This window comes from Novosphingobium sp. (assembly GCF_036820275.1).
Classification (GTDB): domain Bacteria; phylum Pseudomonadota; class Alphaproteobacteria; order Sphingomonadales; family Sphingomonadaceae; genus Novosphingobium.
Map to the genome: position 1 here is coordinate 114,413 of NZ_DAISLT010000011.1, position 13,781 is coordinate 128,193.

At 64.8% G+C, this 13,781-nt stretch carries 10 protein-coding genes; 9 read left to right on the plus strand and 1 reads right to left on the minus strand.

What is annotated here, in order from left to right; translation table 11 throughout:
• The first annotated feature begins 74 nt into the window (after nt 1-74).
• Both V7066_RS11230 and V7066_RS11235 read left to right on the plus strand, forming a co-directional pair.
• Nucleotides 75-1,106, plus strand: a complete 1,032-nt coding sequence (locus V7066_RS11230; RefSeq protein WP_334183127.1) for an extracellular catalytic domain type 1 short-chain-length polyhydroxyalkanoate depolymerase — start codon at nt 75-77, stop codon at nt 1,104-1,106.
• Nucleotides 1,107-1,428: 322 nt separating this feature from the next.
• On the plus strand, nt 1,429-3,795 hold the full coding sequence (locus V7066_RS11235) for a mechanosensitive ion channel family protein (RefSeq protein WP_334183128.1): 2,367 nt from the start codon (nt 1,429-1,431) through the stop codon (nt 3,793-3,795).
• Between the two features lie 128 nt (nt 3,796-3,923).
• Here V7066_RS11235 and V7066_RS11240 read toward each other — a convergent pair whose 3' ends face one another.
• The gene (locus V7066_RS11240) at nt 3,924-4,802 is read right to left on the minus strand and encodes a hypothetical protein (protein WP_334183129.1); all 879 of its coding nucleotides are present in this window, start codon (nt 4,800-4,802) and stop codon (nt 3,924-3,926) included.
• Between the two features lie 513 nt (nt 4,803-5,315).
• On the opposite strand from V7066_RS11240, the gene V7066_RS11245 reads away from it, so the two are divergent.
• From V7066_RS11245 to V7066_RS11275, 7 genes are all read left to right on the plus strand, one after another.
• A complete protein-coding gene (locus V7066_RS11245) occupies nt 5,316-6,248 on the plus strand; it encodes a LysR family transcriptional regulator (protein ID WP_334183130.1) in 933 nt (310 codons plus the stop codon).
• 97 nt (nt 6,249-6,345) lie between these two features.
• On the plus strand, nt 6,346-7,581 hold the full coding sequence (locus tag V7066_RS11250) for an amidohydrolase family protein (protein WP_334183131.1): 1,236 nt from the start codon (nt 6,346-6,348) through the stop codon (nt 7,579-7,581).
• 15 nt (nt 7,582-7,596) lie between these two features.
• The gene (locus V7066_RS11255; protein ID WP_334183132.1) at nt 7,597-9,120 is read left to right on the plus strand and encodes a bifunctional 3-(3-hydroxy-phenyl)propionate/3-hydroxycinnamic acid hydroxylase; all 1,524 of its coding nucleotides are present in this window, start codon (nt 7,597-7,599) and stop codon (nt 9,118-9,120) included.
• Entirely contained in the window at nt 9,117-9,548 is a 432-nt protein-coding gene (locus V7066_RS11260; protein ID WP_334183133.1) for a GlcG/HbpS family heme-binding protein, read from the plus strand. Before V7066_RS11255 ends, V7066_RS11260 begins: the two co-directional genes overlap by 4 nt.
• A complete protein-coding gene (locus V7066_RS11265; protein WP_334183134.1) occupies nt 9,545-10,429 on the plus strand; it encodes a VOC family protein in 885 nt (294 codons plus the stop codon). Before V7066_RS11260 ends, V7066_RS11265 begins: the two co-directional genes overlap by 4 nt.
• A gap of 46 nt (nt 10,430-10,475) precedes the next feature.
• Entirely contained in the window at nt 10,476-11,309 is an 834-nt protein-coding gene (locus V7066_RS11270) for a fumarylacetoacetate hydrolase family protein (protein WP_334183135.1), read from the plus strand.
• Between the two features lie 60 nt (nt 11,310-11,369).
• Nucleotides 11,370-13,715, plus strand: coding sequence for a TonB-dependent receptor (locus V7066_RS11275; RefSeq protein ID WP_334183136.1), 2,346 nt, complete (start codon nt 11,370-11,372; stop codon nt 13,713-13,715).
• Nucleotides 13,716-13,781: the final 66 nt, after the last annotated feature.

Consider the following 13,781-nt stretch of genomic DNA (forward strand, 5'->3'; position numbering starts at 1 on the left):
CATCCGGTACGGGCTCTGCGATGTTCGCCGCTTCTGTAGCTTCAGTGCAAGCAACGAAGGCTAATCAAGGCGCGATGGCCGATCTTTTCAAGACGCTTTCGAAGGCAGCAGGCCTCGTCCGCAAGGGGCGCCCGATGTCGGCGTTGATAGCCGTGCAGGACGGGCTGAAGCCCCCGACGCCCAAAAGGAGCAGGTCGCCGAAGACAACCCGGCGCACCAGCGCAAAGGCGGCGGCAGCCCGGCACCCCCGCCCGGCGCCCGGGACGTTCGGCGCGCATGAATTCGATTGCGCGCACGGCACGATCCACTTCCGGCTATATACGCCGCGAGGCCCCAAGCGGCGGAACCTACCCCTCGTCGTGATGCTGCATGGCTGCTCGCAGACCGCATTAGACTTCGCGATCGGGACCGGCATGAATGCGCTCGCGGACGAACTTGGCTGCCTCGTCCTTTATCCGCAGCAGTCGCAGCGGGCCAACCTGGCGCGGTGCTGGAACTGGCACCGACCAAAGAACCAGGCTCGCGGGGAAGGAGAACCGGCACTGATCGCGGCGCTGACCCGCCATGTCCTCGCCTTTGCCGCAGGCAATCCGAAACGGGTCTTCATCGCGGGCATTTCGGCGGGCGGCTCGGCCGCCGCGATCATCGGAGCGGCTTATCCGGACCTGTTCACGGCGGTCGGCGTCCATTCCGGCGTCGCGCGCGGCACGATCCGGACCTTACCCTCGGCGCTCGCCGCCATGCGGGGGGAGGGGCGGGCCAGATCCACCGGCAGGGCGACGCGGCCCCTTCCCACCATCATCTTCCACGGCGACGAAGATCGCGTCGTCCATCCGTCCAACGCCGCCGGCTTCCTCAACACGCTGGAGCGATCGCAGCCCGGCCCCTTGGTCTCGCGTACGTACTATGGGAAATCCGGCAAGGGCCGGGACTTCACCCGCAAGCTCTACCGCTCGTCAGGCGGCAACATCCTGCTCGAGGACTGGACCATCCACGGAAGCGGCCATGAATGGTCGGGCGGTCGTGCCTTTGCGTCCTACACCGACCCGCTGGGGCCGGACGCCTCGCGCGAAATGATGCGCTTCTTCCTGTCGCAAAGGAGGTGAGGTTGAGGTCGTAAACGAGGTCGGCGGGGCAGGGCAGGTCGCGACCCACACGGGCCGTTCACCCGGTAATCGGGGAAACCCAAGTGCGGAATGTCCGCTATTTCGCTGTCAGGTGCCGTGCAATACTGGGCCGTCGGCGACAAACAGGCCCCGTAGCTTCCGGTAAATAGCGTGTCGTGCTTCACGAACCCGGCAAGAGCCCCGGCAGCGGTAGGCGCGTACACAATTTGACAAGGAATTGGCGCTGGCCATCCCGTATCCCAGAACACATAATCATGCTTTGCTGAGTTTTGTCGCTTACTGAAGGATTATCTCCATTCCAGTGAATTGCGCGCCTCTCCTTTGCAATTTCTGGCGCGCAGCAAGCCTTTTGCTGTTCGTTTTTCTTAACCTCATCAGCCTCCAGGTCCGGGCTCAGGAAAATGCGAATATCGCAGGGCTACCACGCGAGTGGCTGGAAAGCGCGGCTAAGGCGGAGCGATTGCTCCAACTCCCGGCCACTCAACGTAACCGAATTGCAGCAGACGACTGGGAGGAACTGCGTCTCGATCTCACGGTTCAACGCGAACTCGCCCGCAAGCAGGCCGCCCAAGGTTCCCTTCGCGGGCGCATCATTGCTGCGCAGCTTGCCTCTATGCCCGACCGTCCAACGTCGAAGTCCGGGCAGCCATGGGTATCCGCCAGACGCGCCCGCCTCGAGGCAGACCTGGCGGCGCAGGATGCTCCGGCGGCGAATGCGCGAGACTTCCAGGCGCAGGCATCCGTCCTTATCGCGGACCTGGATGAAGCTCAGCGACAACAGCGGCGGCGCGAGCTTTTTGCCCATGGCTATTCGGTGTTTTCATCTGCCACGTGGAGCGATGCTCGAACCGCGATCGGCAAGGTCAGGCAGCTTCCTGCGATATCGCCGCCGGCCGCGGCCTTGCATCTGGCTGCTGCGGGGCTTGCGGGTCTTTTGGCGCTGGCGGCGGCATATGTGGTGCGTCGCCGCGCCCGCCGGGCGATAGCCGCGCGATCGCTTGCTCTCCAATCTCCCAAGGCGAGGCTGGGGTTGGCTTTCCTGCGCGACTTTGTCGATATAGCCGCTCCCGGCTTGGCTCTGGTGGTATTGTACACGGCGATGCGCAGTGCCGCTGCCGAAATCCCCGTCCTGTCCGCTGTAAGCGGGGCGATCATGACGGCAGGCATTGCGGTGATCTATGGCCGCTGGTTAGGCCACAGTCTGTTCGCGCCTGCCTTTCCGGCCGCACGTCTCATCATGCTCCCGGAGCACGAGACTCATGCCGCGATCCGCCTGATGGCGCTTTTGGGCGGGGTGTTGGCCGCAGACAGCTTCCATGAACGGCTTGTGGCGTTACCCGGCCATTCCGCAGCGGCGGATGCCATAGCGTCAAGCGCGATTGTGGTCTGCGGCGGCGTTTGTACCTGGCTCCTGGCCCGTATTCTCAAGCAAGGGCGAGGCGTCGATGCGAGGCCGGTCGTGAGCGCCGAAGGCGAGACCAGGGGCATGGCTATTGAACTGCTAGGTCCTGTAGCCAACGTGATGATGGCCGTTGCCATCATCACGCCGCTGGCGTCTCTTGTCGGCTTCGTCAATTTCGCCTCCAACGTCCTGACTGCGATGCTCTGGTCGCTCGCTCTGGCAGCCACGGCGCTGTTCCTCTATCGATCGCTTACCGAGGGAGCGGCGCTTCTTTTCATCGACGGCAGGCGCGCCCAGTCCCGTTACATGCAGCTTCTCCCGCTCCTCTTCGGGTTTCTGCTGGCCATCCTTACGCTCCCCCTGATCGCGGTCGCCTGCGGCGTGAATCCCGAGATGCTGGTTGATGGCCTGCTGGCTCTCAAGAACGGTGTCGCGGTCGGCGAGATCAGGGTTTCGTTCGGTAGCGTCATGACCTTCGGGCTCATGTTCCTGCTCGGCTATGCATTGACCCGCTGGCTACAGCGCATCCTGCACTATACCGTACTCGACCGGCTGCGCGTCGATGCCGGGGCCAGGGCCGCGATCCTCACCGGGGTGGGCTACATCGGCCTCACCTTGTCGGCACTCGTTGCGATTACGGCGGCGGGTCTGAATCTTTCCAGTCTTGCATTCATAGCGGGCGCGCTTTCGGTCGGGATCGGATTCGGGCTGCAATCCGTGGTCGCGAACTTCGTGAGCGGAATCATCCTTCTTATCGAGCGTCCCATCAAGGAAGGCGACTGGATCGAGGTTGCCGGTTATTCGGGACACGTACGCAAAGTCGCGTTCCGTTCGACCCACATCGAGACGTTCGACCGCCACGAAGTGATCATTCCCAACACCGAGCTTGTCTCCGGCAGCGTCACGAACCTTACCTACGGCGGCAGTGAGGGGCGGATCGTGCTTCCCGTCAGCGTCGCGTATGGCTCCGATCTGGAAGCGGCGAGGACGCTGCTGTTGGAGGTCGCTGCGGCTCATGCCCAGGTCCTGTCGGATCCTCCTCCGCGTGTCGTACTGGAGAAACTGGGAGACAGCGCAGTGGACTTCAATCTGATGTGCTTCGTCGAAAACGTGAACCAGCGGCTGACGGTTCGGTCCGACCTCAACTTCGCGATTGTCAGGGCTTTGGCCGATGCGGGTATCACCATTCCCTTTCCGCAGCGGGAGGTATGGCTGCGGGACCAACCGGACCGGCCAAATGATCGCTTCCAACGGCGACCGCTCTGAAGCGGCCGAAGCAGGCAGCGTGCCAACGCACAGTTGCCTGCGCCGAAGCCGGGATGGCGCCCGCCGGAAGGATGCCGACAACAGCGATTGCATGCGTGCAAGCCATTGGCGATCCCTTCCGGTGTCGGTCAGAAGCGCCGATGATCGTTTCCGTCGATCGTGTCGCAGGTCCCCCTGAAGGCATAAGGCGCCGTGCCCTGCACGCTGATCTGCCCGCTACGCCGGTTGATGGTGATCGAAGGCTTGTTCAGCCCGTTGAGCCGATACTTGGCGCGAATCACATCCGGCCCCATCTCCACATCGTAGAGATCCCACCAGCCATCCTGGCCACGGCTGTTGATCGGCGGAATGAGCTTCTTGGGCAGCTGAATGCGGCCGCCGCCCGGCCAGAACTGGAGCGAAAGCGAGGCATCGAACTGCTGCCCGGTCATTTCCGTCCGGTTGCCGAAATCGTAGCGATGGGTGCGGCTGTTCCATGTCCAGCCATGAGTCGTCGCAACACCGGGGCGCTGGCCATCACCGAAACACACCAGGCCCAGATCGACGTCCTGACCACCCACCTGATATCGCGGACCGTTCTCGACATAGCTGGGCGACTGGCGCTGGGTCCCGGCAGCGGAGCGGTATCCGATGTCGGGGTGATAGCCGTCATCACGCCCGCGCCGGTCATCGTCGCTGCCGTGATCGCGGCGATCACTCTGTGTACGGTGTTCGCCGCCCGACTGGTTGCAATCGGGCGCGGGCGTCGATGTTATGGAATCGTATCGCCCATCCATCGTTGCCACGCTTACGCAGCGGCGGGATGAGGCGTTCCACCAGTAGCCGTAGCTGCGATCATCACTCTTCTCAGCGCGTACGAGATGATAGCCCCGTGCCTGCATTTCGTTCTCGGCTCCCGCCGCGCGGGCGCCGACGAGGTCGCTCAGCTCGGAGGGCGACTGAGCCTGGACAGGGCTCGCTGCCAGCGCCAGCACTATGGCCTGAGTGGAAAAGATCTTTGCCCTCATATCGCACTGTTCCCCTTTTCGCGCGTATTCACTTGAACCAAACCACCCTTGCTACGCGCACCCCGTGCAGAAGCACTCAGAGGTCCAGCGCCCGGCACTACCGATAGAAAAGCCGATCCCCCACAGCGCATCCAGAGACACCCCCGCATCCGAATTGCGAAACTCGGTCAATATGCCCCGGCTTGCAAGGTCTGACTTATGACCTCCGCGCGTCTTTCCCGTTACACATTCAATCGCAAAAACCGCGTTGTTCTGCGAACGCCGCTTGCCCAGAATCCCGTGTTCCCCGCTTAACATGGCCGCGGCCGGGCGGTTGATGAAAAAGCCTGGGCAGGCTTTCGGGGAACAGATTGGTCAGGTATGGCCGGGCAAGAATAATGGATGGGATATCATGAAGGTGCGGATTTGCCAGTGGCACCTTATGCCTGCCGACAACCTCCCCAACATCCTGAATGTCTTGTTCGACAATGAGACTTGCTTGAAAAGCGGCGACAAACCGAGAGGAAGACCGACATGACAGACAACGCCGGGTTCTCGCCCCTGGCGCGCATGCCGGCGATCGACCCGCGTGCACTGATGACGTTCCGCGTGGTCTGCGAAACCGGCTCGATCAGCGCGGCGGCGCGGATGTTGAACCTGTCGCAGCCCTCGGTCTCCAACACGATCGCCCTGCTGGAGCGCCGCCTCGGCGTCGCCCTGTTCGAGCGGCGGCGCGGCGGCATCGTCCTCACCCGCGAGGGCGAGGTCCTGCGGCGCCCGGCCGAAGCCATGGCCCGGCTGCTGTCGGACGCGGTGAGCGATGTGGAGCATGCCCGCCATCACATCGCCGGGCCGCTCCGGATCGGCGGGACGCCCGGCGCCTTGCTGACCCTGCTGCCCGGCGCGATCATGCGCGTGGAGCAGGCGGTGGGCGATTTCGCACTGAGCGCCATCGAGCGGTCGGACGAGCAGTTGCTCGACATGCTGCGCAAGGGCGAGATCGAGCTGGCCTTCGTCACCACGCGCATCCTGAACGTGCCTTCCGACATGGTGGAAGTGACTTGCGCGCGCGATCCTTTCGCGCTGATCGTCGGCCCCCGCCATGCGGATCTCGGCGAACGCGTTTCCCTGCGCGATGTCGAGCATTATCCCTGGGTCCTACCCGAGGCGCGCGGGGCCTTCCGCAGGCAGGTCGATGCGCTGTTCATCGCCGCCGGTGTCTCGGTTCCGCGCACGACGATCCGCAGCGATTCGCTGCTTACCACGCGTGCCATCGTGCGCGAGACCGACCGCGTCACTGTGCTGCCGCGCACCGTCGCGCTCGACGGCGCTTCGGACGGTTCGATCCGGGCCATCGCCATTCAGGAAGCCGTCTTCGATCGCAGTGTCGGCGTGCTGCGCCTTGCGGATCGGCGACTCTCTCCGCTGGCCGAAGCCATGCTGCGGGGGCTTCCCGAAGTTCCATAGTTTAAGGCTATGGCAAATCGAAAACTCATTATTTTACTTGAGGGTCGATAGCGCGTTAAACCTCTCTCTACCGAACGATAAAAGACGGGAGAGAGCGATGCGGACCCTGATCCGCGATGTATCCATCTTCGACGGCAGCGGCAGCGCTCTCCAGACCGGCTCGGTGCTGGTGGACGGCGACCGTATTGCCCGCGTCGCCTACGGTGACGACGCCCTGGCGGGTGAAACCGCCGACGTGACCATCGACGGGCAGGGCAAGACGCTGATGCCCGGCCTTGTCGACGCCCACACCCACCTCACCTGGGGCTCTTCGGTCGAGAAGATCTACCACCAGTTCATCCTTCCGCCCGACGAGCTGAAGGTCGCCGCCTGGCGCAATGCGCGGGTCCTGCTCGACCACGGTTTCACCTCGATCTATTCGGCCGGCGCGCTGGGCGACATGATCGAGCCGGAACTCGCTGCTGCCATCGCGGCGGGCGAGACGCCGGGGCCGCGCATGGTGCCCTCCACCCTTGAACGCAGCCCGGAAGGCGACGAAGGCGTCGATACCGGAGACGTGTTCAACGGACGCGGGCCGGAGGCGATGCGCAAGTTCGTGTCCTACTGCAAGGACGAGGGCGTCCAGTCGATCAAGCTGGTCGTCTCCGGCGAGGATGCGCTGAAGCCCGGCTCGGCGATGCAGGTGCTCTATACCCGCGAGGAAATGCTCGCGGCCGGTGAAGCCACCCGCGAGGCGGGCATGTGGATCGCCACCCATGCCTATTCGCCCGAGGCCATCGGCCTTGCGCTCGATGCCGGTGCGCGCATTCTCTACCACTGCTCCTTCGCCGACGCGGCGACGGTCGATCGCATGGCGGCGGACAAGGACAAGTTCTTCTATGCGCCCGGTCCCGGTGTTTCGGTGGCCGCCATCGAGGCCAACCCGCCGCCGCATGTCGACATGACGCACATGAAGGCCAGCGCGCATGAGCGCATGGGCCTTGAAGGCAAGCTGGTGCCCGAACTGAAGGCGCGCGGCGTGCGTATACTGACCGGCGGCGACTACGGCTTCCCGTTCAATCCGCACGGCCGCAACGCCCGCGATCTGGAGCATTTCGTCCGGTATTTCGGCTTCACCCCCGCCGAGGCCCTGCGCTCCGCCACCCAGTACGGCGGCGAGCTGATGGGTCTTGAGGTTGGGCTGGTGAAGGAAGGCTGGCTGGCCGATCTGCTGCTGGTCGATGGCGATCCCACGGCGGACGTCGCGGTGCTGCAGGACAAGGACCGGCTGACCATGATCATGAAGGGCGGGGCGTTCCACAAGGCACCTGCCGAGATCGAAGCAACAGAGTAACCAGGGGCTAAATCGATGACTTACGACGTGGTTGTCGTAGGCTGCGGCCCGGTGGGCGCGCTGGCCGCGAACCTTCTCGGCCTGAAAGGGCTCCAGGTGCTGGTTCTCGAGCGGGAACTGGAACACTACCCGCTGCCGCGCGCGGTCCATCTCGATCACGAGATGATGCGCCTGTTCCAGTCCGCCGGGGTGATCGATCGGGTACAGGGCGACATGATCGCCACCGACGGCCACCTCCATGTCGGCGCCGACCATGGCGTGATCCGCTACATGGGCACGGTGGGCAAGCCGCGCCCGTTCGGTTGGGCCAACGACTACTTCTTCTATCAGCCCGAACTCGAAGCGCACTTGCGCGAAGGTTTTGCCGGAATGCCGAACGTCACGCTGAAGCTAGGGGCCAGCTTCACCGGGCTGACGCAGGATGCCGAGGGTGTGACGGTCGAGTATCTCGACGGCGATCAGTCCAGCAGCGCGCAGGCCCGCTGGGTGATCGCCTGCGACGGCGCCCGCAGCATGGTGCGCAAGGCGCTGGGCGTCGTGCTGGACGATCTCGATTTCGAGGAGCCCTGGCTCGTCGTCGATGCCGAAGTGGAAGGGCCGGTTGCTTTCCCGCTGCTTTCCGGCGTGCCAGAGGGGGCAGACCTTCAGCGCCTCTCGGTGATGATGTGCGATCCCTCGCGCCCCGCCACTGTGGTTCCCGGCCGCCGCGACCATCGCCGCTGGGAGTTCATGCTGCTCCCCGGTGAGGACGACACAGCGATGTCGGCGCCCGAAAAGGTCGCGGAACTCGTCGGCGCATGGATGGCCGATGTGCCGCACCGGATCGTGCGCGCCGCAACCTATCGTTTCCACGGCCTCGTCGCGCATGAGTGGCAGGTGGGCAATGTCTTCCTGGCCGGAGACGCCGCGCACCAGACGCCGCCGTTCTTCGGGCAGGGCATGTGCCATGGGCTGCGCGATGTCGCCAATCTGGCGTGGAAGATGGACGCGGTGGCCAATCACGGTGCCGAGCCTTCCGTGCTCGATACCTACCAGCCGGAGCGCGACCCTCACGTCCGCGCGGTGATCGGCGCTGCCGTCGCTGCCGGTCGCTACATCTGCGAACTCGATCCCGCCGAGGCCGCCGCGCGCGATGCGCGTATCCGCGAGGAAGCGCGGCAGAAGTCCGGCGAGACCGCGCATGACCTGATCCCGGCAATTGCCGAGGGCGTGGTCCTTCCCGGCACTTCCGGTGCGGGCGGGCGCTTCGTGCAGCCGGTGCTGACGGACGGGCGCAAGCTCGACGACCTGACCGGCGGCGAGTGGCGTCTTTTCGTCCGCGACGACGCGGTGCCGGGCAGCGCGGCAGGCGTCACCCGCATCGCTGCGAGCACTCTGCCGGACAATGGCGCGGTGACCGCATGGCTGGATGCCCACGGCGCCGATGCCGTGCTGATCCGCCCCGACCACTATGTCTTCGGCAGTGCCAGCCACAGCGCCGAAGACCTCCTTGCCGCCCGCGCGGCGCAGCTTTTCAGCCATCAGGAGCTTGCCGCATGACTCTCACGCTGGCTCAGGCCCAGACCATCATCACCGGCACCCTTGCCGAAGCGCGGACCCGCGATGCCAGGGAGCTGGCGGTGATCGTGCTCGACGCGGGCGCGCACCCGGTCGCCTTCGCCCGCGAGGACGGGGCGAGCCTCTACCGTTTCGACATCGCCAGGGCCAAGGCCGAAGGTGCGGTGGGCATGGACGCGGACACCGCCGTCCTGGCCGAGCGGGCCAAGGGCAATCCCGTGTTCTTTCAAAGCGTCACCGCTGCCGTCGGCGGCCGCATCGCGTTCTCTCCCGGGGGGGTAGTGATCCGTGATGCCGCCGGCACCCTGATCGGCGCCGTCGGCGTCAGCGGTGACACCGGCGAGTGCGATGCCGACTGCGCCCGCGCGGGCATTCGCGCCGCCGGTCTTCTTCAGGAGCAAGAGGCATGAAGCTGCGCAGCATCGAACTGGCGCTGCCCGATCCGGCCGCCGCCGCCACGTTCATGACCGAAATCTGGGGCATGGCCGCTGCCGAAACTGTCGGAGAGACGCATTACCTGCGCGGCTCCGGTCCGTTCCCCTATCTCGTCGCGTTCGAGAAGGCGGAGGACGAGTTCGTTCGCTCGACCACGTTCGTCTGCACGGCGGCGGAACTGGAAGCGCTGAAGGCCCGGGTCACCGCTGCCGGATGGACGGCGAGCCGGACCACGAGCGACGATCTGGGCGGCGGCCACGGCCTGCTGGTCGAACTGCCGGAAGGCACGATCCTGCGCTTCCTCGTCGATGCCACCGAAACCCAACCGATCACCGGGCGCGACCTGCCGGTGAAGCTGACCCATGTGGTATTCAACGCCGCCGATGCCGAAGCCTGCGGTCATGCGGTGGAGGATATTCTCGGCTTCCGGGTGTCCGACCGCACCAAGGGCATGGTCTTCGTCCGCTGCAACGACAGCCACCACTCCACCGCTTTCGCCCGCGCGGGCTTTGCCTCGCTCAACCATGTGGCCTTCGAGATGGAGGATCTGGACGCGGTGATGCGCGGCATCGGCCGTCTGCGCGATCATGCCATGGTGCCCGCATGGGGGCCCGGCCGCCACGGCCCCGGCGCCAATGTCTACGCCTATTTCATCGCCCCGTTCGGCCCGGTGATCGAGTTCTCGACCGCCGTCGAAAAGGTGCCGGAGGACTATCAGGTCGGCGCTCCGGAAGACTGGACCTGGCCGCCGAACCGCATCGACCAGTGGGGTATCTCCGACAAGGACTTCGACGGCCTGCGCCGGGCCGAGGAACGCTTCCGCTTCCGCCGCGACTGGGAAGCGGCGCCGCTCTGACCATTTGACCGCCGCCGCGAGACACGCGGGGGCAGGGAGACTACGCATGAACCGTTACATCAGTTTCGAACGTCCCGATGGCACCAAGAGCTTCGGCCGCCTCGAAGGGGACAAGGTGATTGATCTCGGCGCATCCGGCGGCGACGTTTGGCTGAAGGACGTGCTGGCCGGTGATCTTGCCGCGCTGCCCGCCACCGGAGAGTTCGCCTTAGCCGCCGTGAAGCTGCTGCCCGTGGTTCCGAACCCGGAAAAGATCCTCTGCGTCGGGCTCAACTACGCCACCCACGTTGCCGAAACCGGCCGCGAGCAGAAGGAACACCCGGCGATCTTCACTCGCTGGGCCGACAGCCTGATCGCCGATGGCGCGCCTATGGTCTGTCCCCCCGAAAGCGAACGCTTCGACTACGAGGGCGAACTCGCCGTCATCATCGGCAAGGGCGGCCGCCGCATCGCGCCGGAGAACGCCTGGGAGCACGTTGCCGGTTTCGCGCCGTTCAACGACGGTTCGATCCGCGACTGGCAGCGCCACAATATCCAGTTCACCCCCGGCAAGACCTGGCCCGGCACCGGCGGCTTCGGCCCGTCGATGGTGGTCGCTGCGGATGTGGAAGACCTCGCCGCGCAGCGCGTGCAGACCCGCGTGAACGGGCAACTGGTGCAGGATCAGCCGGTGTCGGACATGATCTGGGATATCCCCACGGTCATCGCCTACTGCTCGACCTTCACCGACCTCAAGCCCGGCGACGTGATCGCCAGCGGCACCCCCGGCGGTGTCGGCGACAAGCGCAAGCCTCCGCTCTACCTCAAGGCCGGAGACACGGTGGAAGTCTCCGTGGGGGTAATCGGAACCCTTTCCAACCCCGTCATCGACGAGACCTGACGGGTCGCAAGACAACTGACAAAAGCTGCGAATAACAATCAGTTTAGGGGAGAGACCACAATGACCGGCATCAACAAGATCGCTTTGCTTTCCAGTATCGCCCTCGGCGCGCTCAGTGCCCCTGCCATGGCGCAGGAGGCTGAACAGCAATCTGGGCAGACCACCGCCCCGCAGGCCGCCGAGACCCCGGCGATTTCCGGCACGGACATCATCGTCACCGCATCACGCCGCGCCGAGCGCCTGCAGGACGTGCCGATCGCGGTGTCCGCCATCACCGGCGACCAGCTCACCGAAAGCGGTTTCCAGAAACTCACCGACATCCAGTACCAGTTCTCGGGCGTGCAGTTCGGTTCCTCGCCCAACGATTCCGGCTTCCGCCTGCGTGGCGTGGGTTCGGCGGGCGGCTTCTCCAGTTCGTCCGAGCAGAACGTCGGCACCGTGGTCGACAACGTCGTCATCCCCTTCGGCAACCCGATCAACAGCCTTGGCGATCTGGAACGCGTCGAAGTGCTGAAGGGGCCGCAGGGCACCCAGTTCGGCAAGAACGCCTCGTCCGGCGTCATCAACATCACCACGAAGAAGCCCGATCCCTCGCACTTCTTCGGCAAGGCCTTCGTCAGCTATGCCCAGTTGAACGAAGTCAACGCCAATGGCAGCGTGAACGTGCCGGTGTCGCAGAATTCGGCGCTTGCGGTATTCGGCTTCTACCGCCGCAACGACGGTTTCCTCAAGAACGTCTACCGTGACGAGACCTGGGGCGGCGAGGAAAGCTACGGCGGCCGCGCCAAGTTCCTCTATGAGCCTTCGGACGATCTCTCGATCTACATCATCGGCGACTATTCGAAGATCAGCCGCAAGGGACCGGGCCAGCTCTGGACGCTCAACCGCCTGCCCAGCTTCGCCAATCCGCTGATGGCCGCGCGCTTCGGTAACCTCGCCGCGCTCGGCGTGACGGCAGGCTTCGACAATACCAAGTCGGTCGAGGACTACGCCGGATACTCGTCGGAGCAGAACTACGGCGCGTCGATGGAAATCAACTACGCGCTGGGCGACTACAACCTGACCTCGATCACCGCCTATCGCCGTCTCGACGAGGGGCCGCAGAGGTTCGCGATCGACGGCTCCAGCGTTCCGGTCTTCACCGCGCAGCAGACCGGCACCGACCAGTCGTTCCTCTCGCAGGAACTGCGCATCAGTTCGCCCAGTGGCAGCCAGCTCGAATTCACCTCCGGCGTCTATGCCTCGCGGCGCAAGGTGGGCGACGACAACGACTTCAACCGCGCCCAGCTGCGTCCCGCCAATCCGTTCCAGAGCTTCATCGTCAATATCTCGGGCGGGCAGGGCAATACCCAGACGCGTTCGGACTCGCTGGCGGGCTTCTTCGACGGCAAGTTCCACATCTCCGACCAGTTCAGCCTGATCGGCGGCCTGCGCTATCAGTACGACTGGGTGAAGGCCTCGTACTTCTCGATCATCGATCCCAACTTCGCGCCGGCCACACCCGCGGCTGACGGTTCCGGTTTCGTGACCCCCTATACGCCCACCTCGCTCCAGACCGGCAGCACCAAGAAGGGGTCCTGGTCGGGCCGTGGCGGCGCCGAATTCAAGATCACCCCCGATGTCATGCTGTTCGGCACCATCGCGCGCGGTTATCTCGGCCCGACGGTGACCTTCACCGGCCTCACAGGCACGCGCACCAACGTGAAGCCGCAGACCGTCCGCGACATCACCGTGGGTATCAAGTCGCAGCTCTTCGACAAGGCCGTGACCTTCAACGCCAACCTCTTCTACGACAAGTACAAGAACCTCCAGACCTCGGTGTTCAACGGCGTGGAATTCGTCACCGAGAACGCCGGCGGCTTCACCGCCAAGGGCTTCGAGATCGACGCTTCCTGGCGCGTCACGCCGGTGCTCTCGTTCAGCGGCGGGTTCACCTATTCGGACACCAAGTTCACCGACTACGTGACCGCCTGCCCCGAGGACGTGAAGGCCGGATATTCCTGCTTCCTGGCGGCGGACGGCGTCACCAGCCTGGTCCAGGCCAGGGGCGAGCCGCTCTCCGGAGCCCCCAAGTACAGCGCCACGCTGGGTGCGGACGTGAAGCTGCCGATCAACGACAACCTCCAGTTCGATACTTCGGCCAATATCTACTACCGCAGCCGGGTGCAGTACGCGGTGGCCAACGCCTATGCCTATCAGGACGGCTACGGCACGATCGGCCTCAGCATGGGGATCGGCCATCCGGACGGCAACTGGCGGGTCGGCGCCTTCGTGCGCAACCTGCTCGACCAGCGCTTCCATGCCTCGGTCATCCACCTTCCGTTCGCGGACTCGGGTGCCTACGTGAACTGGCTGACCCGCGAAGGCCGCCGCACGATCGGCATCCAGGCTGAAACGAAGTTCTGAAGCTATCCGGCCGGGACCTGTCAGGTCCCGGCCCCTTGTTTCGAGGCGCCCGCAAGAGGCTGCCAA